The sequence below is a fragment of the Nocardioides sp. NPDC127503 genome, from assembly GCF_040302165.1.
Classification (GTDB): Bacteria; Actinomycetota; Actinomycetes; order Propionibacteriales; family Nocardioidaceae; genus Nocardioides.
The window spans coordinates 217,390-240,553 of the sequence record NZ_JBEORH010000005.1 but is presented as its reverse complement, the minus strand read 5'-3'; the positions used below and the strand labels follow the sequence as shown (position 1 = coordinate 240,553).

20 protein-coding genes, 1 tRNA gene and 1 riboswitch are annotated in these 23,164 nt (G+C 69.6%); of the genes, 12 read left to right on the top strand and 9 right to left on the bottom strand.

The window, feature by feature from the left end; all coding sequences use genetic code 11:
• Nucleotides 1–29: 29 nt before the first annotated feature.
• The gene (locus tag ABTW65_RS13780) at nucleotides 30–1,556 is read left to right on the top strand and encodes a metallophosphoesterase (RefSeq protein ID WP_350660875.1); all 1,527 of its coding nucleotides are present in this window, start codon (nucleotides 30–32) and stop codon (nucleotides 1,554–1,556) included.
• A gap of 4 nt (nucleotides 1,557–1,560) precedes the next feature.
• Here ABTW65_RS13780 and ABTW65_RS13775 read toward each other — a convergent pair whose 3' ends face one another.
• Nucleotides 1,561–3,090, bottom strand: coding sequence for an alanine/glycine:cation symporter family protein (locus ABTW65_RS13775; RefSeq protein ID WP_350660873.1), 1,530 nt, complete (start codon nucleotides 3,088–3,090; stop codon nucleotides 1,561–1,563).
• Nucleotides 3,091–3,266: 176 nt separating this feature from the next.
• Here ABTW65_RS13775 and ABTW65_RS13770 point away from each other — a divergent pair.
• A tRNA-Thr gene (locus ABTW65_RS13770) sits at nucleotides 3,267–3,342 on the top strand.
• A gap of 9 nt (nucleotides 3,343–3,351) precedes the next feature.
• Here ABTW65_RS13770 and pdxY read toward each other — a convergent pair.
• The 4 genes from pdxY to ABTW65_RS13750 are packed head-to-tail and all read right to left on the bottom strand — an operon-like array spanning nucleotide 3,352 to nucleotide 6,147.
• Nucleotides 3,352–4,200: a pyridoxal kinase PdxY gene (pdxY, locus tag ABTW65_RS13765; protein WP_350660871.1), complete on the bottom strand. Its 849-nt coding sequence runs from the start codon at nucleotides 4,198–4,200 to the stop codon at nucleotides 3,352–3,354.
• Nucleotides 4,201–4,223: 23 nt separating this feature from the next.
• The gene (locus tag ABTW65_RS13760) at nucleotides 4,224–4,841 is read right to left on the bottom strand and encodes a rhomboid family intramembrane serine protease (RefSeq protein WP_350660869.1); all 618 of its coding nucleotides are present in this window, start codon (nucleotides 4,839–4,841) and stop codon (nucleotides 4,224–4,226) included.
• Between the two features lie 14 nt (nucleotides 4,842–4,855).
• A complete protein-coding gene (locus ABTW65_RS13755) occupies nucleotides 4,856–5,416 on the bottom strand; it encodes a hypothetical protein (RefSeq protein ID WP_350660865.1) in 561 nt (186 codons plus the stop codon).
• A gap of 41 nt (nucleotides 5,417–5,457) precedes the next feature.
• A complete protein-coding gene (locus ABTW65_RS13750) occupies nucleotides 5,458–6,147 on the bottom strand; it encodes a uracil-DNA glycosylase (RefSeq protein WP_350660863.1) in 690 nt (229 codons plus the stop codon).
• A gap of 77 nt (nucleotides 6,148–6,224) precedes the next feature.
• Between ABTW65_RS13750 and ABTW65_RS13745 the strand changes: the two genes are divergently transcribed.
• Both ABTW65_RS13745 and ABTW65_RS13740 read left to right on the top strand, forming a co-directional pair.
• Entirely contained in the window at nucleotides 6,225–7,226 is a 1,002-nt protein-coding gene (locus ABTW65_RS13745; protein ID WP_350660861.1) for an LLM class F420-dependent oxidoreductase, read from the top strand.
• A gap of 64 nt (nucleotides 7,227–7,290) precedes the next feature.
• Nucleotides 7,291–8,841, top strand: a complete 1,551-nt coding sequence (locus ABTW65_RS13740) for an FMN-binding glutamate synthase family protein (RefSeq protein ID WP_350660859.1) — start codon at nucleotides 7,291–7,293, stop codon at nucleotides 8,839–8,841.
• 107 nt (nucleotides 8,842–8,948) lie between these two features.
• Here the strand turns inward: ABTW65_RS13740 and ABTW65_RS13735 are convergent, their stop codons facing one another.
• Together ABTW65_RS13735 and ABTW65_RS13730 are read right to left on the bottom strand one after the other, a co-directional pair.
• Nucleotides 8,949–9,971, bottom strand: a complete 1,023-nt coding sequence (locus ABTW65_RS13735; RefSeq protein ID WP_350660857.1) for a Gfo/Idh/MocA family protein — start codon at nucleotides 9,969–9,971, stop codon at nucleotides 8,949–8,951.
• Nucleotides 9,972–9,998: 27 nt separating this feature from the next.
• Nucleotides 9,999–11,441 (bottom strand): alpha,alpha-trehalose-phosphate synthase (UDP-forming), encoded by a 1,443-nt coding sequence (locus ABTW65_RS13730; protein ID WP_350661253.1) that lies wholly within the window; start codon nucleotides 11,439–11,441, stop codon nucleotides 9,999–10,001.
• A 157-nt stretch (nucleotides 11,442–11,598) separates the two neighbouring features.
• Between ABTW65_RS13730 and ABTW65_RS13725 the strand changes: the two genes are divergently transcribed.
• From ABTW65_RS13725 to ABTW65_RS13690, 8 genes are all read left to right on the top strand, one after another.
• Entirely contained in the window at nucleotides 11,599–11,895 is a 297-nt protein-coding gene (locus tag ABTW65_RS13725) for a DUF3263 domain-containing protein (protein WP_091046051.1), read from the top strand.
• Nucleotides 11,896–12,414 carry a LytR C-terminal domain-containing protein gene (locus ABTW65_RS13720; protein ID WP_350660855.1) on the top strand — a complete coding sequence of 173 codons (519 nt, stop codon included), beginning with the start codon at nucleotides 11,896–11,898 and terminating at the stop codon, nucleotides 12,412–12,414.
• A gap of 92 nt (nucleotides 12,415–12,506) precedes the next feature.
• Complete coding sequence (gene otsB / locus ABTW65_RS13715; protein WP_350660853.1) at nucleotides 12,507–13,358, top strand: trehalose-phosphatase; 852 nt, start codon at nucleotides 12,507–12,509, stop codon at nucleotides 13,356–13,358.
• Between the two features lie 84 nt (nucleotides 13,359–13,442).
• Nucleotides 13,443–15,767: an endopeptidase La gene (gene lon, locus ABTW65_RS13710; protein ID WP_350660851.1), complete on the top strand. Its 2,325-nt coding sequence runs from the start codon at nucleotides 13,443–13,445 to the stop codon at nucleotides 15,765–15,767.
• Nucleotides 15,768–15,835: 68 nt separating this feature from the next.
• Nucleotides 15,836–16,387 carry an isochorismatase family protein gene (locus ABTW65_RS13705; RefSeq protein ID WP_350660849.1) on the top strand — a complete coding sequence of 184 codons (552 nt, stop codon included), beginning with the start codon at nucleotides 15,836–15,838 and terminating at the stop codon, nucleotides 16,385–16,387.
• Nucleotides 16,384–17,295, top strand: a complete 912-nt coding sequence (locus tag ABTW65_RS13700) for a GlxA family transcriptional regulator (protein WP_350660847.1) — start codon at nucleotides 16,384–16,386, stop codon at nucleotides 17,293–17,295. Before ABTW65_RS13705 ends, ABTW65_RS13700 begins: the two co-directional genes overlap by 4 nt.
• Before the next feature lie 95 nt (nucleotides 17,296–17,390).
• A riboswitch (SAM riboswitch) is annotated at nucleotides 17,391–17,530 on the top strand.
• An 11-nt stretch (nucleotides 17,531–17,541) separates the two neighbouring features.
• Nucleotides 17,542–18,813 (top strand): threonine synthase, encoded by a 1,272-nt coding sequence (thrC, locus tag ABTW65_RS13695; RefSeq protein WP_350660845.1) that lies wholly within the window; start codon nucleotides 17,542–17,544, stop codon nucleotides 18,811–18,813.
• A gap of 41 nt (nucleotides 18,814–18,854) precedes the next feature.
• Complete coding sequence (locus tag ABTW65_RS13690; RefSeq protein WP_350660843.1) at nucleotides 18,855–19,775, top strand: SGNH/GDSL hydrolase family protein; 921 nt, start codon at nucleotides 18,855–18,857, stop codon at nucleotides 19,773–19,775.
• A 107-nt stretch (nucleotides 19,776–19,882) separates the two neighbouring features.
• On the opposite strand, the gene ABTW65_RS13685 is transcribed toward ABTW65_RS13690, so the two are convergent.
• Complete coding sequence (locus ABTW65_RS13685; protein WP_350660841.1) at nucleotides 19,883–21,505, bottom strand: AMP-binding protein; 1,623 nt, start codon at nucleotides 21,503–21,505, stop codon at nucleotides 19,883–19,885.
• 74 nt (nucleotides 21,506–21,579) lie between these two features.
• Entirely contained in the window at nucleotides 21,580–23,148 is a 1,569-nt protein-coding gene (locus tag ABTW65_RS13680; protein WP_350660839.1) for an AMP-binding protein, read from the bottom strand.
• Between the last annotated feature and the right edge of the window lie 16 nt (nucleotides 23,149–23,164).

Here is a 23,164-nt window from a genome sequence, read left to right as displayed (position 1 = left end):
GGGGCCTCGCCTTCTGGGCGGGGCTAGGAGTGCTGTGGCTCGTGCTCGCCGTGGCGCTGAGCGCGTGGCTCTTCCTGTCCAGCGAACGCCAGGTGGTCCTGGCCGGCCACGACTCGGTCCTGCGCCCGACGCTGTCGGGGAAGGCGGTCATCCACACCGGGCCGGTGCTGCCCGACGTACGTCTCCACGTCGGTGGCCCGATCGGCGTCGACGTCACCCTCGGCAAGACCGAGCTGCGGTCGATGGACGAGCTCTTCGAGCGCTACGCGGTCCTCGGCTCGGCCCCCGACGGCCAGCGCGCGGTCGTGGTGGAGCAGGTCGAGTCGATGCTCGTCGCGGCCGTGCTCCGCGGCGCCGCGATCTCCTTGGCGATCGTCGCCGGGGGAGTCGTGCTGTGGTGGCTGCCCGGCTCCCAACGCCGCGCTGACCTGCGCAGACGCATCAAGGACTCGGCCCGCACCCGGCACGGCCTCACCACCGCTGGCATCGGCGTGGTCACGGTGGCGGTGCTCGCGGCCGCGGTCTGGCAGCCGTGGGGCGAGGCCGGAGCGCCCGCCGCGGACAAGGAGGCCGGACCGGTCGCCGGCGACTGGACCCCGCTGGCCGACTTCCTCGGCACGGCGATCCCCGTGCCGGAGGAGTTGGACGACGTGGAGGTCCGTGGCGACGCGTACGCCAACCAGACCCGCCGGCTCGTGGCCAGCGCCGTCGACACCTACAACTCCAGCCGGACCTTCTACGAGAAGGTCGTGGCGAAGGTGCCGGACCTGGCGCTGCGCGAGCCGGACGAGGACGAGACGGTGTCGGTCCTCGTCTCCGACCGCCACGACAACGTCGGCATGGACTCCGTGGTGCGCGCGATCGCCGACGAGGGCGGTGCGACCGGCATCCTCGACGCCGGCGACGACACCTCGACCGGGTCCGAATGGGAGACCTTCTCCCTCGACTCGCTCACCGACGCCAGCGACGGCCTGGACAAGTGGGCGGTCACCGGCAACCACGACCACGGCCCGACGGTGGGTGACTACCTCGCCGACCAGGGCTGGACCATGCTCGACGGCGAGGTCGTCGACGGTCCCGGCGGATCGACGCTCCTGGGCGTCCCCGACCCGCGCACCAGCGGCCTCGGCAACTGGATCGACACTCAGGGCGTCACCCTCGAGGAGGCCGGCGAGAAGCTGGCCGACATCGCCTGCGCCTCGATGGAGGACGGCAAGCCCGTCGCGACCCTCCTCGTCCACGACCCCTCGCTCGGACGCGAGACCCTGCGTCGCGGCTGCGCGACCCTCGTCATCGGCGGCCACCGCCACGTGCACCTGGGGCCGGGCGAGGTGATCGGCGAGAACGGTGAGATCGGCTGGACCTACACCAACGGCACCACCGGTGGCGCCGCGTACGCCTTCGCGATGGGGAAGATCCGCCGCACCGCCGAGGTCACCCTGATCACCTACGCCGACGGGCTCCCCGTCGGCCTCCAGTCGGTCGAGCTGGAGACCAACGGTGCCCTCACCGCCCACGAGTACGTCCCACTGGAAAGCCCAGCCGGGAGCGAGTGAGCGGCTAGACCCGCTCGGACTGCCTCTCGTAGGTCTCCCAGTACGTCGCCCCGGTGATGCCGAGGGCCTGTGGGTCGAAGACCGGGTCGAGGCCTTGCTTCTTCTGCCGCTCGTAGTCCCGGAGCGCCGCGAAGGCCGGCTGCTGGAGGATGAGGATCCCAAGGATGTTGAGCCACGCCATCAGGCCGACGCCGATGTCGCCGAGCGTCCAGGCGTCGCTGGCCGTGGACACGCAGCCGTACGCGGACGCGACCAGGATGACGGCCTGCAGCGCCAGGGTGGTGACCCGCCCGAGCGAGACTCCGCGCTGTCCGCCGAGCCGAACGGTCGCGAACCGGCCGACGATGAAGCGCAGGTTGGTCTCGGCCATGTAGTAGTAGGCGACCATCGTCGTGAAGCAGAAGAACGCGAGCGAGATGGCGATGAAGGACGCGCCGACCCCGGGGAACACGGTGTCGAAGGCCGACTGGGTATAGGCCGGGCCGACCTCCGTACCTGTGGCGAGCACGCCGCCGTCCGCGATCACATCGCCGCTCTCGCTGCCGCCCTCGAAGACGCGATAGGCGCCGGTGGACAGGATCAGGAACCCCGTCGCCGTACAGACGAACAGGGTGTCGACGTACACGGCGAACGCCTGCACCAGGCCCTGCTTCGCCGGGTGCGAGACCTCGGCCGCGGCCGCGGCATGAGGACCGGTGCCCTGCCCCGCCTCGTTGGAGTAGACGCCGCGCTTGACGCCCCACATCACGGCCAGCCCGAGCACTGCGCCGAAGGTCGAGTGGAGACCGAAGGCGCTCGACACCACGTCGCTGATGACCCCCGGGATCTGCTCGGAGTTGACCACCACGACGACCATGGCGACGGCGACGTACGCCACCGCCATGAAGGGAACCACGAGCGTCGCGAAGGACGCGATGCGCTTGACGCCGCCGACCACGACGAACGCGAACACGATGACCGTCGCGATCGCGACGCCCCAGGTCGGAACACCCCACGCGTTCGCCATGCCGGCGGTCATGGAGTTCGCCTGGACACCGGGAAGGAGTACGCCGCACGCGAGCACGGTCACCGCTGCGAAGACGAACCCGTAGACCGTGAAGAGGCGGCGGGCGCGGGTGTGTGCGAAGGCTCGGCTGAAGTAGTAGGCCGGACCGCCGCGATACTCACCGGTGATCGGGTCACGGGTCTTGTAGACCTGACCGAGGGTGCTCTCCACGAACGATGTCGAGGCGCCGAGGAACGCGACCGCCCACATCCAGAACATCGCGCCCGGGCCACCGAAGGCGATCGCCGTAGCGACACCGGCGATGTTTCCCGTGCCCACGCGCCCGGCCAGCGACATCGCGAGCGCCTGGAACGAGGAGACCCCGGCGGACGACTTCTCTCCGCGGACCAGGAGCCGCACCATCTCGGGGAAGTGCCGCACCTGGAGGAAGCGAGACCGTATGGAGAAGAACACCCCCACCGCGAGACACAGATACACGAGCCAGTTGCTCCACACGACCGTACTGATGGCGCCCAAGATGTCCGTCATCCGTCTTCCCTTCATCTGTCCGTCATTCGGATGAGGGGAAACCCTCTCAGACGCAGGTCACGCGCGTGTTTTCGAGGGGTTGCCTCGGGGCGCTTCACAGGCGGACGACACGCCGGATGCGCGCTGGGGGCCGTCACTGGCTACGATTGTCCCGCCGTCACGGAGACGTACGGCATGCCGGTGTAGCTCAGTTGGTAGAGCGTTCGCCTTGTAAGCGAAATGTCGCGGGTTCGACTCCTGTCACCGGCTCCAACAGATACCTCAGCGGAGCTGAGTGACCTCGTACGTCGTCGGCGGGTTGGCGATGTCGTCCTGGGAGGCGACGAGCTCGAGCTCGCGGCGGCCGGACTTGAGGGTGCGCTCGAGGATGGCGAAGAGGGTGTTCGCGGTGCGACCGAGGGCAGCTGGCGTCGAACCGGTCGAGAGCAGGTGGGAGAGGTAGACCGCCGCGGTGACGTCGCCGCCGCCGTTGGGAGAGATCGGGAGCAGGGGAGTGGTGACCGACCAGGCGCCCTCGTCGGAGACGGCGACCAGGTCCAGATGGGTTGGGTCCTTGGTGATCACCGAGGTCACCAGCACGTTGGACGGGCCGGACTCGCGAACGATGTCGACCGCAGCGAGCACCTCCTGCAGCGTGTCGGTCGACTCGAGGCCGGCGAGGAAGTTGAGCTCGAAGTGGTTGGGCGTGATCACGTCGGCGGCCGGGACGACCTCGTCGCGCATGAACTCCGGGATGCCCTCGCGGACGAACATGCCGCGCCCGACGTCGCCCATCACCGGGTCGCAGCAGTAGAGGGCGCGCGGGTTGAGCGCCTTCACGCGGCGTACGGAATCCAGGATGATCGCGCCGACGGCAGGGTCGCCCTGGTAGCCGGACAGGACCGCGGAGACGGTGGAGAGACCGTCGCGCTCGGAGATCCCCTCGATGACCTCGGCGACCTGGTCGGCGGCCACGACCGGTCCACGCCACTCGCCGTAGCCGGTGTGGTTGGAGAAGTTGACCGTGAGCACCGGCCAGACCTCGTGACCGAGGCGCTGGATCGGGAAGACTGCCGCCGAGTTGCCGACGTAGCCGAAGGCCACGTGCGACTGGATGGAGAGGATCTGCATGGAGCCAGTCTCCATCAATTGGTTCAGGCGGCCTTCTTCTGGGGCTTGGTCTGCGCCTGCTTCTTGGGCGGGTCATTGAGCAGCCAAGCAGCCAGCGCGCCACCGATCGCGCCGAAGAGGTGGCCCTGCCAGGAGACGCCGGTCTGCCCGGGGAGTACGCCGAGGAGCAGGCTGCCGTAGGCCAGGAAGATGAGTACGCCGATGACGATCTGGCTGACGCGGTGGCTGAACAGGCCGCGCATGATCAGGTAGACGAGCCAGCCGAAGATCAGCATCGAGGTGCCGGCGGTGATGCTGCCCGGAGGCGACATCAGCCAGACGCCGACGCCTCCGACCACCCAGATGATCAGCGTCGCCACGATCCCGCGACCGACGCCCGAGACGAGCACCAGGAAGCCGAGGATGAGCGCGGGCACGGTGTTGCCGTAGAGGTGGGCCCAACCGAAGTGGAGCACCGGCGCGAAGACGATGCCGAGCAGACCGGCGTCGGTGCGCGGCTGGATGCCGAGCGTGTCGAGCTGGTGCCCGCTGACGTAGTCGGTGGCCTCGAGCACCCACAGCAGGGCGACGAAGCCGAGCGACCAAATGCCGGCCCGAAGCCAGTTGGCGCGTTGGGGCCGCGTGGGGGAGTCCTGGCTCACGCTTGAAATCTTACCTACCGCTCCACAGCGGCGAGCCTTTGCTCGAGACTCTCATACAGGTAGGGGACGGCGGCCGGGTGCGGACCGGTCTCGTAGAGCTCGGTGGCGAGGCCCCGTGGCGACTCTCCGGCGTGGTCGGCTGCCCAGGTCCCGCCGCCCTCGGTGATCCGCCCGCCGTCGAGGGAGAGCACCGCCTCGGTGGCCAGCGCAACCCAGCGTCCGTCGCCGTCCTCGAGCCAGGCCACCGGCACGGCGTACGCCTCTCCCTCGGTCATGTCGGCGTCGAGGCTGATCCCGCGGCCGATCGGGTGGGCTCCCTGCCGGCTCCACAGGACGGTCGTGACCTCGAGCCGGTCTGTGTCGGCAGGGCCGGCGGTGCCGAGGACGAGGTGGTCGGCGAAGGTCGCCCAGTCGCGTACGTCGGTCGCGGGGAACTCCGGAGGACCGGCCCGGTCCAGGAGGGCTCGTCCGCCGAGCACGGCGGCCCAGGCCGCCATCAGGACGACGACGATGGTGCCGGCGATCTTGAGCCGCCGTGACACCGACAGCGTCGGTCCGGTCGCTTTCTCGCCCACGTGACCCCCGTTCACCGCGCCGATGGGCTGATAAGGCGATCCTATTCCGGAAGCGACCAGTCGACCGGGGAACCGCCCTGCTCGACCAGGAGGGCGTTGGCGCGGGAGAACGGCTTGGACCCGAAGAACCCCCGGCGCGCGGAGAGCGGCGAGGGGTGGACGGACTTGATCGCGGGCACCCCGTTGAGCCGTGGCTCGAGATTCTGCGCGTGCCGGCCCCACAGGATCGCCACCAGCGGTCCGCCGCGACGGCCGAGGACGTCGATCGCCCGCCCGGTGACGTCCTCCCAGCCCTTCTTCGAGTGGGAGGCGGGAGCGCCGGGGCGCACCGTCAGTGAGGTGTTGAGCAGCATCACCCCGCGATCGGCCCAGGTCGACAGGTCGCCGTGCTCGGGCATCTTCAGGTCGAGGTCGGTGGCCAGCTCGGCATAGATGTTCCGCAGCGACGCCGGCAGGGGACGTACGTCCTTCTCGACCGCAAAGCTGAGCCCGATCGGGTGCCCGATGGTCGGGTAGGGGTCCTGGCCGACGATCAGGACGCGTACGTCCCGCAGCGGGCGCCGGAAGGCGTTGAAGATCCGGTCGCCGTCGGGAAGGTAGGGACGCCTGGCCGCCAGCTCGTCGCGCAGGAAGCGGCCCATCTGCTCGATCTGCGGCTCGGCCGGCCCCAGCGCCTCGGCCCAGTCGGCAGCCATCAAGCCCTTGTCCACGAGTCCGGCGAGTGCGCTCATAAATCATGAGGGTATCGGCTGGCACCGACGGATAAGTTGTCCGTGGCACCCCAGGTTGGACTCATCAAGGAGTAGACATGAAGTTCGGTTTCTTCGTCCCGCAGGGATGGCGCTTCGACCTCGTCGGGATCGACCCGGCGGACCAGTGGACGACGATGAAGGACCTGGCGACGTACGCAGACTCCGGCTCTGCTTTCGAAAGCATCTGGGTCTACGACCATTTCCACACCACCCCGGAGCCCTCCGACCAGGCGACCCACGAGGCCTGGTCGCTGATGGCGGGCCTGGGCGCGGTGACGTCGCGGGTGCGCCTCGGGCAGATGTGCTCGTGCATGTCCTACCGCAACCCGGCCTACCTGGCGAAGGTCGCCGCGACCGCCGATCACATCAGCGGCGGCCGGGTCGAGATGGGCATCGGCGCGGGCTGGTACGAGCACGAGTGGCGTGCCTACGGCTACGGCTTCCCCGAGGCGCGTGACCGTCTCGGGATGCTCCGCGAGGGCGTCCAGATCTTCCAGCAGGCCTGGACCAAGGGCATCTCATCGCTGGACGGGAAGTACTACCAGGTCGACGGCGCCATCTGTCAGCCGCTGCCTCTTCAGCAGGGCCGTTCCGGCATCCCGCTGTGGATCGCCGGCGGCGGTGAGAAGGTGACCCTCAAGATCGCGGCGCAGTACGCCGACTACACCAACTTCCTCGGCGACCCGGAGACCTTCACGGCGAAGTCCGACATCCTGCGCGGCCACTGCGAGAACCTCGGGCGCGACTTCGCGGAGATCACCCGCTCGTCGAACTACAACGTGCTGCTCGGCGAGAACGAGGCCGAGGTCGCCGAGAAGGTGAAGGCCTGGGAGGCCCGGCTGGTGCCGCACCTGGGCGCGGCCAAGGCGGCCGAGGTCGTCAACGGCGCCGTCGACGGCCCGACCTCGCTGGTCGGCACCCCCGACCAGGCGGTGGAGAAGCTCAAGGCCGTGGAGGAGCTGGGGATGACGTACGCCATCGGCTACTTCGCCGACGCCGCCTACGACCGCTCCTCCCTCGAGCTCTTCGAGTCGAAGGTCATTCCCGAGTTCGCCTGAGCGACGCCCGGCGACACCGTCGCGGACGTTTACAACGAGATGACCGCCCGGTAGGAAGACGTACATGAAGATGACGACCCTCCTCGGGGGAGTGGCGGTTGCCGCTGGCGTGGTCGCCGCGCGCGACCTGACCCAGCGCAAGCACGCGATCCTGCGGAACTTCCCGGTGATCGGGCACGCGCGGTATCTGATGGAGAAGATCGGGCCGGAGCTGCGGCAGTACATCGTCGCTGACAACGACGAGGAGCGGCCCTTCAGCCGTGACCAGCGGCGCTGGGTCTACGCCTCGGCCAAGGAGCAGAACAACTACTTCGGCTTCGGCACCGACAACGACATCGAGCACGTCCAGGGCCACATCCACATCAAGCACCGTACGTTCGCCGACTCGCTGCCCGACGACCACGACCGGGCCGCCAAGCTCCCGTCGGCGAAGGTGCTCGGGGGTCCGCGCGGGCGCGCGAAGGCGTTCCGGCCGGAGTCGGTCGTCAACATCTCGGCGATGTCGTTCGGGTCGCTGTCCGGGCCGGCGATCAAGGCGCTCAACCTGGGCGCACGCCGGGCCGGGGCCATGCACAACACCGGCGAGGGCGGCATCTCGCCCTACCACCTGGAAGGTGGTGCGGATCTGGTGATGCAGATCGGCACCGCCTACTTCGGCTGCCGGAACGCGGTCGGCACCTTCTCGATCGACCGGCTCAAGGAGCGGGTCGCCACAGCGCCGGTCAAGGCGATCGAGATCAAGCTTTCCCAGGGCGCCAAGCCCGGCCTCGGTGGACTGCTGCCGGCCGCCAAGGTGACCCCGGAGATCGCCGAGATCCGCGGTATCGAGCTCGGCAAGGACTGCGTGTCACCGTCTCGCCACTCCGCCTTCCACGACGTCGACTCGATGCTCGACTTCGTCGAGATGATCGCCGCCGAGACCGGGCTGCCGGTCGGCATCAAGTCGGCGGTCGGTGAGATGGAGTTCTGGCAGGAGCTCGCCGGCAAGATGCGGTCGGGCGAGCGGGGCGTCGACTTCATCACCGTCGACGGCGGCGAGGGTGGCACCGGCGCCGCGCCGTTGATCTTTTCCGACGCGGTCGCGATGCCCTACCGGATCGGCTTCTCGCGGGTCTACGGCACCTTCGCCGAGCTCGGCCTGACCGACTCGGTCACCTTCATCGGGTCGGCCAAGGTCGGCCTGCCGGAGAACGCCGCCGTCGCCTTCGCGCTCGGTGCCGACATGGTCAACGTCGGCCGCGAGGCGATGATGTCGATCGGCTGCATCCAGGCCCAGAAGTGCCACGACGACACCTGTCCGACCGGGGTCGCGACGCAGAGCAAGTGGCTCTCCGGCGGCCTCGACCCGCAGGACAAGGGCGATCGCTGCGCCAGCTATCTCAGGACCCTGCGCAGGGAGCTGACGAAGGTCTCCGCCGCCGTCGGCGTCGCCCACCCCGGCCTGATCACGCCCCACGACATCGAGGTCATGAACGGCGACTACGAGTCACGCACCCTCGCCGGTGTCTACGGCTACAAGGACCACTGGGGCGCCCTCGGGCCCGAGGTGGCCGGCGAGCTCCTCGCTGTCGTACAGCCGCACCGCACCTTCAACGAGAAGCCGAACACCGCCTGAGAGCCGAGACGTCAGGTACGTCGGCCGAGACGTCACTCGCGTCGGTCGAGTCGGCACCTGGGTGCCAACTCGACCGACGCAGCTGACGTCTCGGCCTGCGGGGGGCGTCAGGACTCGGTGGCGTAGCGGGCGCCGATGGACTCGCGGATCATGTCCATCTGGCGCATCAGGCTGAGCGTCTGGCTGTGGGGCACGAGGGGGGACTCCAGGAGGCCCTCGCGCAGGCAGCGCTGCACCTCGGCGATCTCGTTGCCGTACGCAGCGCCGATGACGGGCTCGTCACCGACGATCTCGACGGGCTCGTCGCCGTTGGCGGGCGAGAAGACCGCCGAGGACGGGTGGTGGAAGTCGGTCAGCTCGATGCGGCCCTGGTCGGTGGCGATGGCCGCCGAGCGCGAGGAGTAGGAGGTGACCGAGGAGACCATGGTGGAGAGCTCGTTGCCGGCGTACTTCCCGGTCATCACCAGGTCGAGGTCGAAGGTGCCGCCGTCGGCGCCCTCCCCCAGGTTGGCCTGGGCGGTCAGCGCGCGTGCCTCGCCGAAGAGCAGGTGGGCGAAGGTGAGCGGGTAGATGCCCATGTCGAGCAGCGCGCTGGCGCCGAGCGCGGGGTCGAGGAGGCGCTGGTGCTGCTCGGGGTCAGCGACGAAGCCGAGCTCGGCGTGTACGTGACGGGGGACCCCGAAGCGGCCCGACTTCACGTCGGTGACGAGGCGCCGGATGATCGGGTTGGTCGCCATCCACATGGCTTCCATAAGGAAGAGCTTCTTGGAGGTGGCCAGGTCGACCATCTTCTGCGAGTCGGCGGCGTTGAGCGTCAGCGCCTTCTCGCACAGCACGTGCTTGCCGGCCTCGAGCATGAGGGTGGCGTGCTCGAGGTGGTGGGAGTGGGGGGAGGCGACATAGACGACGTCGACGTCCTCGTCGGCGGCCAGCTCCTCATAGGAGCCGTGCGCGCGGACCGGGCCGCTGGCGGCGTACTCCTTCGCGAACGTCTCCGCGGACTCCTTGCTCCGCGAGCCGACGGCCACGAGTCGGCCGTCGGGGACGAGCATCAGATCGGTGGCTAGGGAGTGGGCGATCCGGCCGGTGCCGAGAATTCCCCACCTGATCGGGGCTGCGTTGGTGGTCACGCGTCGACTCTAGCCACCTGGCCGGCCCTAGTGGGCGTTGGGCGGAAGCACGTTCTTGGTGTGGCTGCCCTGCACCGCGGCGAGCTCCTCGAGGAACGAGTCGGCCCAGTAACGCACGTCCTTGGAGGCGACCTGCTTGCGCATCGCCCGCATCCGGCGGGTGAGCTCCTTCGGCTCGGCCTTGTACGCCTCGAGCAGCGCGGCCTTCATCCCGTTGATGTCGTAGGGGTTCACGAGCCAGGCCTGGCGCAGCTCCTCGGCCGCGCCGGCGAACTCGGAGAGGACGAGGGCGCCGTCGTTGTCGTAGCGGCAGGCGACGTACTCCTTCGCGACCAGGTTCATGCCGTCGCGGTAGGGGGTGACGACCATGATGTCGGCGGCGCGGTAGAGCGCGGCCATCTCCGCCCGGGGGAGCGAGGTGTGCAGGTAGGAGATCGCGGGACGCCCGATGCGGCCGAGGTCGCCGTTGAGGCGGCCGACGAGGCGGTCGATGTCGTCGCGCAGCTTGCGGTACTGCTCGACGCGCTCGCGCGACGGCACCGCCACCTGGACGAAGATCGCGTCCTCGACGTCGAGCTCGGTGTCGCGGAGCATCTCGCCGTAGGCGCGCAGCCTGGCGTAGATGCCCTTGGTGTAGTCGAGCCGGTCGACGCCGAGCAGGATCTTCTTCGGGTCGCCGAGCTGCTGGCGGATCTCCTTGGCGCGCTGGTTGACGCCCTCGTCGTGGGCCATCTCGTCGAAGCCGAGGAAGTCGATCGAGATCGGGAAGGCGGCCGCGTGCACGGTGCGCCCGTCGGGGAGATAGACCAGGTCGCGGTGGGTCTTGTGGCCGACGCGCTGGCGCACCAGGCGGACGAAGTTCTGGGCCGCCTGGGGGAGCTGGAAGCCGACCAGGTCGGCACCGAGGAGGCCCTCGAGGAGTTGGCGGCGCCAGGGGACCTGCTGGAAGAGCTCGGCCGGCGGGAACGGGATGTGCAGGTAGAAGCCGATGCGCAGGTCGGGGCGGAGCTCGCGCAGCATCTGCGGGACCAGCTGGAGCTGGTAGTCCTGCACCCAGACGGTCGCGCCCTTCGCGGCGACCTCGGCGCACTTCTCGGCGAACCTCTGGTTGACGCGCTGGTAGCCGTCCCACCACTCGCGGTGGAACTCCGGCTTGGCCACGACGTCGTGGTAGAGCGGCCAGAGGGTGCCGTTGGAGAAGCCCTCGTAGTGCTCCTCGATGTCCTCGGCGGTCATCGTCATCGGCAGCAGGTGGAGCCCGTCGTCCTCGAACGGCTCGAGGTCCTCGTCGATGCCCCCGGGCCAGCCGATCCAGACGCCGTCGTTGGCCCGCAGGACCGGCTCGAGGGCGCTGACCAGGCCTCCTGGGGAGCGTCGCCACGCCTTCGTTCCGTCCGGCATCTCCACACGATCTACGGGGAGCCGATTGGCCACGATTACCAGGTCAGCCTGCACATCTCCGACTGTAATGGACCGGAGCCAGGTTCGGCGCCGAGTCGTTCCACCCGTGACTTCCGGCCCCCTGATGCGAATACCTGTCGAGTAACACGCCGAGAGGGTGAACCACAGCCGTGTAGTTCGGCGCGTTAGGGTGTGGTCAGATGCAGACGACACCGGGGGACGAGGAATGAGCGCTGTCAACGTGCAGGTCACAGGCCCAGGCGAGGACCCCGCGAGCCTCAGCGAGCGAGACAAGCAGATCCTCGACTTCGAGCGGCAGTGGTGGAAGTACGCCGGGGCCAAGGAAGCCGCCGTCCGTGAGGCGTTCAACATGTCCGCCACCCGTTACTACCAGGTGCTCAACGCCCTCATCGACAAGCCGGAGGCCCTCGAGGCCGACCCCCTGCTGGTACGCCGCCTGCGGCGGCTCCGCGCGGCCCGGCAGCGTCAGCGTTCGGCGAGACGGCTCGGCTTCGAGGTCTGAATGACCGGCTGCGTACGTCCTTCGAAGGGTGAGCGTGGCGTCGCGCTCCCCACACCCGTCATCGCGCTGAGCGTGGTGGCCGTGGTCGCCGCGGTGATCATCTTCTGGATCACCGGTGGCGACGGAGACGGGGGCAAGGAGATCGCCCAGGCCGGCGGCAGCCCTTCGGCCTCGCCGTCTGCCTCACCGAAGGCGGCCAAGGCCGAGGAGAAGAAGCCGCCGAAGGCCGAGCCTTCGCCCGTCGACCGCGCCAAGGTCAGCGTCGAGGTCTACAACCAGTCGAACATCGCCGGCCTGGCCGGCGACGTCGCGGCGAAGGCGACCACGGTCGGCTGGAACGTCGTCGGCGAGGACAACTGGATGGGTTCCGTCCCGGAGAGCACCGTCTACTACCCGTCCGAGATGAAGCGGGAGGGTCAGCAGCTCGCCGATGACCTCGGTATCAAACGCACCCATCTGCTGGTCGAGGGCTCGATGAAGGGCGACCGGCTGACGGTGGTTCTGACCGGGGCTCTCTGAGCCTTTCCGGCCGTTCTCGACGGTGTGTGATCTGCCACACGGCGACACCCTCCCGGTCGGCTCCGAGGTGGTTGCCGTGTCACAGTTGAGGCATGGCCGAACCCCAGCCTGATGGCACCGCAGGAGAGCAGAAGTACGCCGCGATCGCGGCTGCTGCCGCCGAGACCCTCGTCGGTCTCGACTTCGACGGCACGCTCTCCCCGATCGTCGAGGACCCGGCTGCGGCTCGGATCCACCCGGACGCGGCTTCGGTCCTGATCGCGCTCGCGTCGCACGTCAAGGCGCTGGCCATCGTCACCGGCCGACCGGCCGGACAGGTCGTCGAGCTCGGCGGGCTGGCCGCGATCGCCGACGCACTCGGGGAGCTGGGCAAGGAGCTGTACGTCTTCGGGCAGTACGGCAACGAGCGCTGGAGCGGCGCCGACCGGGTCGTCGTCGGCCCGCCGCCGCCCGAGGGGCTGGCCGCCTTCGAGGCCGCGCTGCCGGAGGTGCTCGCCGCTCACGGGGCGCAGGACGCCTACATCGAGGAGAAGGGGCTCGCCGTCGGTGTGCACACCCGCCGGTTCCCCGACCCCGACGGTCTCGCCGCGCGCCTGCTCCCGCCGCTGACCGAGCTGGCCGGCGAGCACGGGCTCGTGATCGAGCCGGGCAAGCAGGTCATCGAGGTGCGTGCGCCCGGCATGCACAAGGGACACGCGATCGACACGCTGATCGCGGAGGTCTCGCCCGGCGCGATCCTGTTCGGCGGTGACGACCTGGGTGACATCGAGGCGTTCGAGGCGGTGAGGGCCTGGGGAAAGACCACCGGGTCGGCGACGCTGCTCGTCTACTCCCACGCCGGGCCCGACCGGGGTCCGCTCGCGGACCTCGCCGATCTCGAGGTGCAGGGGCCGGACGGCGTGCTGGAGCTGCTGCGGCAGCTCACCGACGACGGCGTCCGCTGACAGCGAACAGACTAACCGGAGGGAACATCCGGTTGCTCCCAGAAGTTGAGCCAGTATCACTCAACTCTTCTAGGAGGGTCCGCAATGGACAAGCTTCCTGTGCTGTTCGTCTCGGATGCCGTGGTCCTGCCGGGAATGGTCGTGCCGATCGAGCTCGACGAGGCCGCGCAGGCTGCGATCGACGCCGCCCGAGCAGGCTCGGAGAGCCGGCTGCTGGTCGCGCCGCGGCTAGGGGACCGGTATGCGACGTACGGCGCTGTCGCCACGATCGAGCGCGTCGGCCGGTTCCGGGGCGGTGAGCCCGCGGCGGTGCTGAGGGCCGTCGGCCGCGCCAAGATCGGCTCCGGCGTGACCGGACCCGGCGCTGCGCTGTGGGTCGAGGTCGAGACCGCCACCGAGACCACGACGGAGCACGCGAAGGAGCTGGCCGAGGAGTACAAGCGGCTGGTCGTCGCCGTGCTCCAGCGTCGCGAGGCGTGGCCGGTCATCGACCAGGTCAACCGGCTCACCGAGCCGTCCGAGATCGCCGACACCGCCGGCTACGCGCCCTATCTCGACGACGACGCCAAGCGCGAGCTGCTGGAGACGCCGGACGTCACCGAGCGTCTCGAGAAGGTGATCGCCTGGGCGAAGGAGTACATCGCGGAGTCCGAGGTCAGCGACAAGATCGCCGAGGACGTACGCGAGGGCATGGAGAAGACGCAACGGGAGTTCCTGCTGCGCCAGCAGCTCGCCGCGATCCGCAAGGAGCTCGGCGAGGGCGAGCCCGAGGGCTCCGACGACTACCGGGCCCGTGTCGAGGCCGCCGACCTTCCCGAGGCCGTACGCGAGGCCGCGCTGCGCGAGGTCGACAAGCTCGAGCGGGGTTCCGAGCAGAATCCCGAGACCGCCTGGATCCGCACCTGGCTGGACACGGTGCTGGAGCTGCCGTGGTCGGTCCGGACCGAGGACTCAACGGACGTGGTCGCGGCTCGTGAGGTGCTCGACGCCGACCACCACGGCCTCGACGAGGTCAAGGACCGGATCGTGGAGTACCTGGCGGTGCGGACTCGACGTGCCGAACGTGGCCTGCAGGTCATCGGCGGCCGTGGATCCGGTGCTGTGGTGCTGCTCGCCGGCCCGCCAGGAGTCGGCAAGACCTCGCTCGGTGAGTCGGTCGCGCGCTCGCTCGGACGGAAGTTCGTCCGTGTCGCGCTGGGCGGCGTCCGCGACGAGGCCGAGATCCGCGGTCACCGGCGCACCTATGTCGGCGCGCTGCCGGGCCGGATCGTGCGGGCCGTCAAGGAGGCCGGCTCGATGAACCCGGTCGTGCTCCTCGACGAGGTCGACAAGGTCGGCTCGGACTATCGGGGTGACCCTGCGGCCGCGCTGCTGGAGGTGCTCGACCCGGCGCAGAACCACACCTTCCGCGACCACTACCTCGAGCTCGACCTGGACCTCTCCGACGTCCTGTTCATCGCCACCGCCAACGTGGTCGAGCAGATCCCGTCGGCGCTGCTGGACCGGATGGAGCTGGTCACGATCGACGGCTACACCGAGGACGACAAGGTTGCCATCGCTCGCGACTTCCTGCTGCCCCGGCAGCTCGAGCGGGCAGCGGTGACCTCGGATGAGGCCACGGTCACCGACGACGCCCTGCGTGAGCTGGCCGCGAACTACACCCGCGAGGCGGGCGTACGCCAGCTCGAGCGGCTCCTCGCCAAGGCGCTGCGCAAGGCGGCGACGCGACTGGCCACCGGAGCGGAGCACGTCGAGATCGGCCTGGACAACCTCAAGGACCTGGTCGGACGGCCGCGATTCACGCCGGAGTCCGCGGAGCGTACGTCTGTCCCGGGGGTCGCCACCGGACTGGCCGTCACCGGACTCGGCGGGGACGTGCTCTTCATCGAGGCCTCGGCGGCCGACGGGCAGGCCGGACTCAACATCACCGGCCAGCTCGGCGAGGTGATGAAGGAGTCCGCGCAGATCGCGCTCTCCTTCGTCCGCTCGCACGCGGCCGAGCTGGGCGTGGACCCCGCGGTGCTCGACCGCTCGCTCCACGTCCACGTGCCCGCGGGCGCGGTCCCGAAGGACGGCCCGAGCGCCGGCATCACGATGGTCACCGCGCTCACCTCTCTCGCGACCGGTCGCCCGGTGCGCAGCGAGGTCGGCATGACCGGTGAGGTCTCGCTCTCCGGCCGGGTGCTGCCCATCGGCGGCCTCAAGCAGAAGCTGCTCGCCGCCCAGCGAGCCGGTCTGACCGAGGTCTTCGTGCCCCAGCGCAACGAGCCCGACCTGGACGAGGTGCCGGACGACGTGAAGCAGGCCCTGAAGATCAACCTGGTGAGCGACGTCAGGGATGTCGTACGCGGCGCCCTCGCCCCCGCCGAGGGAGAGGCCACCACGCAGAGCACGGTTGCCGCTGCGTGACCGGATCGTTCCGGGTACTGCCCGCTTGATGCCTCGTGCGTCGAGCGGGCAGCTCGCACACTGGACACATGAGCAACCGAGCCCTTCTCGTCATCGACATCCAGGAGTCCTTCCGGCAGCGGGAGTCCTGGCAGCAGACCCTCCACCCCGACATCGCCGAGCGCGCCGACCGGCTGGTGAGCCTCGCTCGCGCCGCGGGCGACCTGGTGGTCTGGGTGCTCCACACCGAACCCGGCAGCGGCGGCGTCTTCGACCCGGAGTCGGGTCACGTGCGCTATCTCGACGGGCTCAGCGGCCCGAAGCCGGGCGACGTCGAGGTGCGCAAGACCGCCCACAACGCCTTCACCACGACCAACCTGCAGCAGGTGCTGACCGAGCGCGGGATCACCGAGCTCGTGGTGTGCGGGATCCGCGCCGAGCAGTGCGTCGAGACCACCGCGCGGGTCGGCTCCGACCTCGGCTACCGGGTCACCTATGTCGCCGACGCGGTCACCACCGAGCCGCTGGGCGGGCTGTCGGCCGAGGAGGTCGTGGAGCGTACGAAGCTCGTGCTCAGCGGCCGATTCGCCGAGATCGCGACGATCGCCGATCTGGAGGCTGTGGCAGCATCTGCGGTATGAGCGCCGTCGTGTTCGTGCTGCTGCCCGGCGTACATCTGCTCGACCTCGCCGGGCCGGCACAGGCGTTCCACACGGCGCGCAGCCTGGGACACCCCTACGACCTCGTGTACGTCGCGGGCGCCGAGCCGGGGGAGGTGCTCTCCGCGCAGGGACTGCCTCTGGCAGTCACCGGCGAATGGCCCGATCTCGACCCCGGTGACCTGCTCGTCGTGCCGGGCTGGCGAGCGGCGTACGACCTCGTCGCCGGCCCCCGGCTCACCCGGGAGACCGCCGAGCGGCTGCGCGCCCATCATGCCGCCGGTGGCGAGGTGGCCAGCGTCTGCGCCGGCGCCGACGCCCTCGGCCAGGCGGGCCTCCTCGACGGGCGTCTCTGCACCACCCATCACGATCTCCAGGACGCGCTGTCCAGGCGCTACCCGAAAGCCCGGGTGGTGCGCGACGTGCTCTTCACCAGCGATGACCGGATCGTGACGTCGGCAGGCATCGCCAGCGGCATCGACCTGAGTCTGCACCTTCTCGCGGTGCGCCACGGACCGGCGTTGGCGGCTCGAGTCGCCCGCGACATGGTCGTCTACGCGCGGCGCAACGGCGACCAGCCGCAGGAGAGCGTCCTGCTGCGCCACCGGAACCATCTCGACGACACCGTCCACCACGTGCAGGACGTCATCGACGCCCGGTTCGCCGAGCCGCTTCCGCTCTCCGCTCTGGCGGACGGTGCGGGGGTGAGCGAGCGCACCCTGACTCGCGCCTTCGTGGGTGCGACTGGCCTCACCCCGCTCCGCTACCAACAGGCTCTTCGCCGCGAGCGGGCCGACCATCTGCTGGCCGCGGGCACCACCATGGAGTCGGCTGCTCGAGCGGTCGGTTTCGACGACGCCCGGATGCTGCGTCGCCTCCGCGCTCGCTGACTCGAGACACCCTCGGCGTCCAGATGGCGGACAGATGGTCCGAGGAGTGGAACCCGGGTGTGTTTCAGGCAAGTTGCCTGCCGTACGATCGGTATCGCTCATCGAGAGGGACTGAGGGAACGGCCCAGTGAAGTCCCGGCAACCGACCACGAGCCTCCTCCCGACCATCGGGTAGGGCGTGGAGCAGGTGCTAATTCCGGCCCGGCGCGAGAGACGTGATCGGGGAAGATGAGGAGGAGGTTTCTCATGAGCGCTGCGACCACGGAGACGAAGGGCCTGCGCGAGGGTGCGTTCGGCAATGCCTCGGCGCTGTCGTGCCGGGAGTGTGGGCACCAGATCGAGCTCGGACCGCATTACGCCTGTCCGGAGTGTTTCGGGCCACTCGAGGTGGCCTATGACTTCCCGGCCGTGACCCGCGAGGAGATCGAGGCCGGACCCCGCAACATCTGGCGCTACAAGGCGCTGCTGCCGGTGCCTGACGACATCGAGCAGAGCCCGAACACCGAGCCCGGCTTCACCCGGCTCCTGGAGGCGAAGAACCTCGCCAAGGAGCTCGGCATCGAGAAGATCTGGGTGAAGGACGACTCGACCAACCCGACCAACTCCTTCAAGGATCGCGTGGTCGCCTGTGCTCTGAGCGCCGCCCGCGAGCTCGACGCCAAGGTCTTCGCCTGCCCGAGCACCGGCAACCTGGCCAACGCTGTGGCGGCGGCCGGAGCCCGCGCCGGCATCCCCACTGCCGTCTTCATCCCCAGCAACCTCGAGCACCCCAAGCAGGTCAACTCCGCCGTCTTCACCGACAACCTGATCGCCGTCGACGGCAACTACGACGACGTCAACAAGCTGGCCCAGGAGATCGCCGCGGAGGAGGAGGGCTGGGCGTTCGTGAACGTCAACGTACGTCCCTTCTACGCCGAGGGCTCCAAGACGCTCGGCTTCGAGATCGCCGAGCAGCTCGGTTGGCGCCTGCCCGACCAGATCGTCATCCCGGTGGCCTCCGGATCCCAGCTGACCAAGGTCGACAAGGCCTTCAAGGAGCTGATCAAGCTCGGTCTCGTCGAGGAGAAGCCCTACCGGATCTTCGGCGCTCAGGCCACCGGCTGCAACCCGGTCGCGACCGCGTTCAAGGCCGGCGTCGACGCCATCCGCCCGGTCAAGCCGGACACGATCGCCAAGTCGCTGGCCATCGGCAACCCGGCCGACGGCATCTACGTCCTCGATGCCACCCGATCCTCCGGCGGCGCCGTCGAAGAGGTCACCGACGACGAGATCCGTGCGGCGATCGTGCTCTTGGCCCGCACCGAGGGCATCTTCACCGAGACCGCCGGCGGCACCACGCTCGCGGTCACCAAGAAGCTCGTCGACAACGGTCTGCTCGACCCGAGCCTGGAGACGGTGATCATCAACACCGGCCACGGCCTCAAGACGCTCGACGCGGTCAGCGGCATCGTTGGCCCCCGCGCCACCATCGCCCCCAACTACGACGCTTTCGAGGAAGCCGGGCTCTCCCAGGCGTAGGTTAATTTCGCGTTCACATCCGTGGGGTACACCTAAGGAATGTGAACACCACGAAGACGAGTGAAGAGGCCAAGTGGCTCGGCATGGTCGCCGCCACCGCCGGGGTCGCCGGCGCAGTCGGTGTGGTGGGGGCGGCGGCCGGTGCCGGATTCGTGACGCTGCTGAAGAGACAGGCGGCGCACGCGCGCGACGTGATCGGCAAGCCCCTCGGTGAGGAGGCGATCGATGCCGACAAGGTCTACAAGAAGACCTACGGAGGTACGCCGGTCGAGCTCCTCATCCTCGGCGACTCGATCGCCGCCGGGCTGGGTGCGGAGACCAGGAGCGGCACCCTCGGCGCCCGGCTGGCCAAGGGCACGGCCAAGGCTCTGCTGAGGCCTGTGCGGCTGCGTACGGCGGCCGTGGTCGGGGCCGAGACGTCGATGGTCCCCGCGCAGCTCGAGTCGCTGCCGGAGGGCTACCGGCCCGATGTCGCGGTGGTCATCGTCGGTGGGAACGACGTCACCCATCGGGTGCCGCAGAAGGACTCCACCCGGGTGCTGGGGGAGGTCATCGACGCGCTGCGCGAGCGTGGTGCCGAGGTCGTCGTCGGCACCTGCCCGGACGTAGGCGCGGTACGCCCCCTGCCGCAGCCGCTGCGCTCGCTCGGGCGCAGGATCGCCAAGCAGTTGGCCGAGGGACAGCGAGAGACCGCACTGGCCCGGGGCGCCCACGTCGTCTCGCTCTCCGAGGTCGTCGGCCCGTTCTTCATCACCAACCCCGACGAGATGTTCGCGATCGACCACTTCCACCCCAGCGCGATGGGCTACAAGCGCACCGCCAAGGCGATGCTGCCCTCCGTACTCGCCGCCCTCGGGCAGGTCCACCAGGTCCCGTTCGGACACCACCTGCCCGAGCTCCCGCCCGAGGCGACCGAGCCGCCGGATCCTGACACGAACACCGGTCGAGTCGGCTCGTCATAACGCGCCGACTCGGCGAGCTCTCACGTTCCCGGTCCACGATCGGCTCCTATGGGCTGATATCGACTCATTCGATGAAGGTGCGGATATCAGCCCATGGGGCCTCTGGGTTAGCCCGTGGGGGTCCTACTCGCCGTGTCGGTGTCGTCCTCGCCCGGGATCTTGCCGCCGGTGCTGAGCATGTCGGCGGTGAGGCCGGTGGCGGCGCGGTAGTCGACGGTCCCCGCCGGCGTACGCGGCACCGACTCGACCAGCAGGACGAGCTTGGGCTCGTGGGACTCCCCGAGCCGGTCGCGGGCGTGCTTGCGCAGGTCGGCAGCGGTGGTCTCGGTGGACGGGGCGGGCTGCACCAGCGCCGCGACCTGCTGGCCCCAGCGCGGGTGGGGCATGCCGAAGACGGCGGCGTCGACGACGTCCTCGTGGGCGAGGAGCACGCCCTCGATGGTCTCGGGGTGGATCTCGAGGTCCCCGGTGCGTACGAGGGTGGCGGCCCTGCCGAGCAGGGTGATCGAGCCGTCCTGCTCGCGGCGGGCGAGGTCGCCGGGGAAGGTCCAGCGCCGGTTGTCGACCAGCTTGATCGCGGTGGCCGAGCGGGCGTTGTCCTTGTAGTAGCCGAGAGCCGACGGACCGGAGCGGGCCAGCAGGCCCTCGACGCCGGGCGCCGCCGGGGTGAGGTCGGGGTTGAAGACCTCCACCTCCGGACCCACCATGAACCGCGCCTCGCCGGGCACGAGCGCCGTGCCGTCGTCGGCGCGGGAGCCGGTGACGCCGGTCTCCAGGGTGCCGTAGGAGTCGACGATGACCCGGCGGGCGAAGGCGTTGCGCAGAACGCCGAGGACGCCGTCGGAGAGCGGCGCCGCGGTGTTGGAGACCCCGGCGAGCGAGTGCAGCGGCCAGCGCTTCTTGCCGGTCAGCCGGGCCTTGGCGACCGGTCGCGCCTGGGCGTCGCCGAGGAGCGTGATCGCGGTGGCGCCGGCCTGCTCGGCGAGGTCGAGGAAGGCCTCCGCCGAGAACGACGCAGAGGTGTCGAGCACCGCGGTGCCGCCGGCGACCAGCGCCCGCAGGAGCAGCAGCTGGCTCTGACCGTGCAGCAGCGGACCGCCGGCGAGCAGGACGACACCCGAGTCGCGAGCGGCGGCCTCGGCGGCGAGCCCCGCGACCGACGGGATCGGAGCGTTGCGGCGGACGGTGTTCAGCGCCGCCCAGATCAGGTCCTCCTGGCGCCAGACCGCACCCTTCGGGGTGCCCGTGGTGCCGGTGGTGAAGATGATGTGCCAGTCGCCGGGCGTACGTCCGACGCTCGGCCGCTCCTTGGACGCCGCGGCGACCTTGGCGTCGTAGTCGGGGCCCAGGACCACGCGGTGGTCCAGTTTCAGGTCGAGCTCGTCGAGGTCATCGGTGAACTCGGGGGAGACGATGGCCGCGACGCAGTCGGTGGCGGCGTACGTCCTGGCGAGCTCGTCGCGCCGGTAGGCGTGGTTGATGTTGACTGGGATCGTGCGGGCCTTGAGGCACCCGTAGAGGGCGTCGACCCACTCGATCCGGTTGGTCGCGTGGACGGCGACCTGGGCACCCGGCTCGAGGCCGACGCTCAGCAGGTGGTTGGCCAGGCGCGTGGCACGCTCGTCGATCTCGGCGTACGAGTAGGCGCGGTCGGTGGTGACGACTGCCGTGCGGTCTGGGATCGCATCGGCCATCGCTTCCAGGATGTCGGGCAGTGTGAGGGGGATCACGGCGGACACAGAGACGTAGGCTTTCCAGGGGTAGGGCCGTACGGCACCGAACCGTACGTCGGATCAGCCGGTCGTCACCTACGCGCCTCGAGCAGCTCGGCAGCGACCGTAGCGCTCGCACGATAGTCCACCTTGCTCACGGGCGTGCGGGGGACTCGCTCCACGAGCAGGATGTCCTTTGGCACCTTGTAGGCGGAGATGAGGCTGCGGCAGTGCTCGCGGAGCGCGTCGGTCGAGGTCGCGGCGCCCTCGCGGAGCTGCACGAGAGCGGTGACCTGCTGGCCCCAGCGCTCGTGCGGGGTGCCGACGACCGCGGTGTCGAAGACGTCCGCGTGGCGAAGCAGGACCGACTCGACCTCCTCGGGGAAGACCTTCTCGCCGCCGGTGTTGATGCAGCCCGACCCGCGGCCCAGGACGGTGATCGAGCCGTCCTCCTCGCGCCGCGCGAAGTCGCCCGGGATCGACCAGCGCTGTCCGTCGACCTCCTTGAAGGTCGCGGCGGTCTTGACCGGGTCGTTGTAGTAGCCCAGCGGGATCGATCCGGTGCGCGCGAGCATCCCGGTCTCACCCGGCGCGCAGGGCTTCATGTCGGTGTCGAAGACCTGTACGTCCATCCCCACCTGGAACTTCGGCGCGGCCTGCGCGCCCTCGTTGCCGTCGTCGACCTGCATGCCGGCCGCCCCGGACTCCGAGGCGCCGTAGGAGTCGAGGATGTAACGGCCAGGCAGCGCCTCGCGGAGCTGGGTGCGGACGCCCGCGGAGAGCGGGGCGGCGCCGTTGGAGACCGCGAACAGGCTGCTCAGGTCCCATCGCTCCGGCTCGCGCAGGATCGCCTCGGCGACCGGGCGGCCCATCGCGTCACCGAGGAAGGTGAGCGAGTTGACCCCGGCGGCCTGGACGAGGTCGAGGATCGTCTCGGGCGACCAGGTCGGCTCGGTGTAGAGCGAGACGGTGCAGCCGGCGACATGGCCGTTGCCCATGATCCACTGGCTGCCGCCGTGCATCATCGGGCCGCAGGCCAGCAGCACCATCGGTGACTCCTGTGCCGCGGCCTCCTCGGCGAGCTGCTCGACGGTGTCGAAGGGCGCTCCGAACCGGCTCGCGTTCATCGCTGCCCGGATGATGTCCTCCTGGCGCCACACGACGCCCTTCGGCATCCCGGTGGTGCCGCCGGTGTAGATGACGTAGCGGTCGTCGGGGCTGCGCTCGATGTCGGGGCGCTCCTTGGATGCGGCGGCGACCGCGGCGTCGTACTCCTCGCCCATCACCAGCGTCGGGATGCCCAGGCCGAGCGCGGCGACCGCCTCTACGTGCTCCGGTCCGATGATCGCCGCGACCGCGTCGGAGTTGCGGTAGAGGTGGTCGAGCTCGTCGTGGAGGTACTTGTGGTTGATGTTGATCGGCACCGCCCGCGCCTTCATGCACCCGTAGAAGGCGTCGACCCACTCGATCCGGTTGCGGGAGTGGACGGCGACGTGGTCGCCCGGCTTGATGCCCTGCCCGAGGAGGTGGTTGGCCAGCCTGGTCGCGCGCTCGTCGACCTCGGCGAAGCTGTAGGCGTGTTCCATCGTGAACACGGCGGTGCGGTCGGGGATGGCGTCGGCCATCGCCTCGAGGATGTCGGGGAGAGTGATCGGGGTCACAGCACCGAGTGTGACA

Bases quoted from the DNA above. Each gene is read 5' to 3' on its own strand.
- otsB (WP_350660853.1), top strand. From the start codon at position 12,507: ATGGCCGAACCCCAGCCTGATGGCACCGCAGGAGAGCAGAAGTACGCC.
- ABTW65_RS13700 (WP_350660847.1), top strand. From the start codon at position 16,384: ATGAGCGCCGTCGTGTTCGTGCTGCTGCCCGGCGTACATCTGCTCGAC.
- lon (WP_350660851.1), top strand. From the start codon at position 13,443: ATGGACAAGCTTCCTGTGCTGTTCGTCTCGGATGCCGTGGTCCTGCCG.
- ABTW65_RS13745 (WP_350660861.1), top strand. From the start codon at position 6,225: ATGAAGTTCGGTTTCTTCGTCCCGCAGGGATGGCGCTTCGACCTCGTC.
- ABTW65_RS13775 (WP_350660873.1), bottom strand. From the start codon at position 3,090: ATGACGGACATCTTGGGCGCCATCAGTACGGTCGTGTGGAGCAACTGG.
- ABTW65_RS13705 (WP_350660849.1), top strand. From the start codon at position 15,836: ATGAGCAACCGAGCCCTTCTCGTCATCGACATCCAGGAGTCCTTCCGG.
- ABTW65_RS13725 (WP_091046051.1), top strand. From the start codon at position 11,599: ATGAGCGCTGTCAACGTGCAGGTCACAGGCCCAGGCGAGGACCCCGCG.
- ABTW65_RS13720 (WP_350660855.1), top strand. From the start codon at position 11,896: ATGACCGGCTGCGTACGTCCTTCGAAGGGTGAGCGTGGCGTCGCGCTC.
- thrC (WP_350660845.1), top strand. From the start codon at position 17,542: ATGAGCGCTGCGACCACGGAGACGAAGGGCCTGCGCGAGGGTGCGTTC.
- ABTW65_RS13750 (WP_350660863.1), bottom strand. From the start codon at position 6,147: ATGAGCGCACTCGCCGGACTCGTGGACAAGGGCTTGATGGCTGCCGAC.
- ABTW65_RS13740 (WP_350660859.1), top strand. From the start codon at position 7,291: ATGAAGATGACGACCCTCCTCGGGGGAGTGGCGGTTGCCGCTGGCGTG.
- pdxY (WP_350660871.1), bottom strand. From the start codon at position 4,200: ATGCAGATCCTCTCCATCCAGTCGCACGTGGCCTTCGGCTACGTCGGC.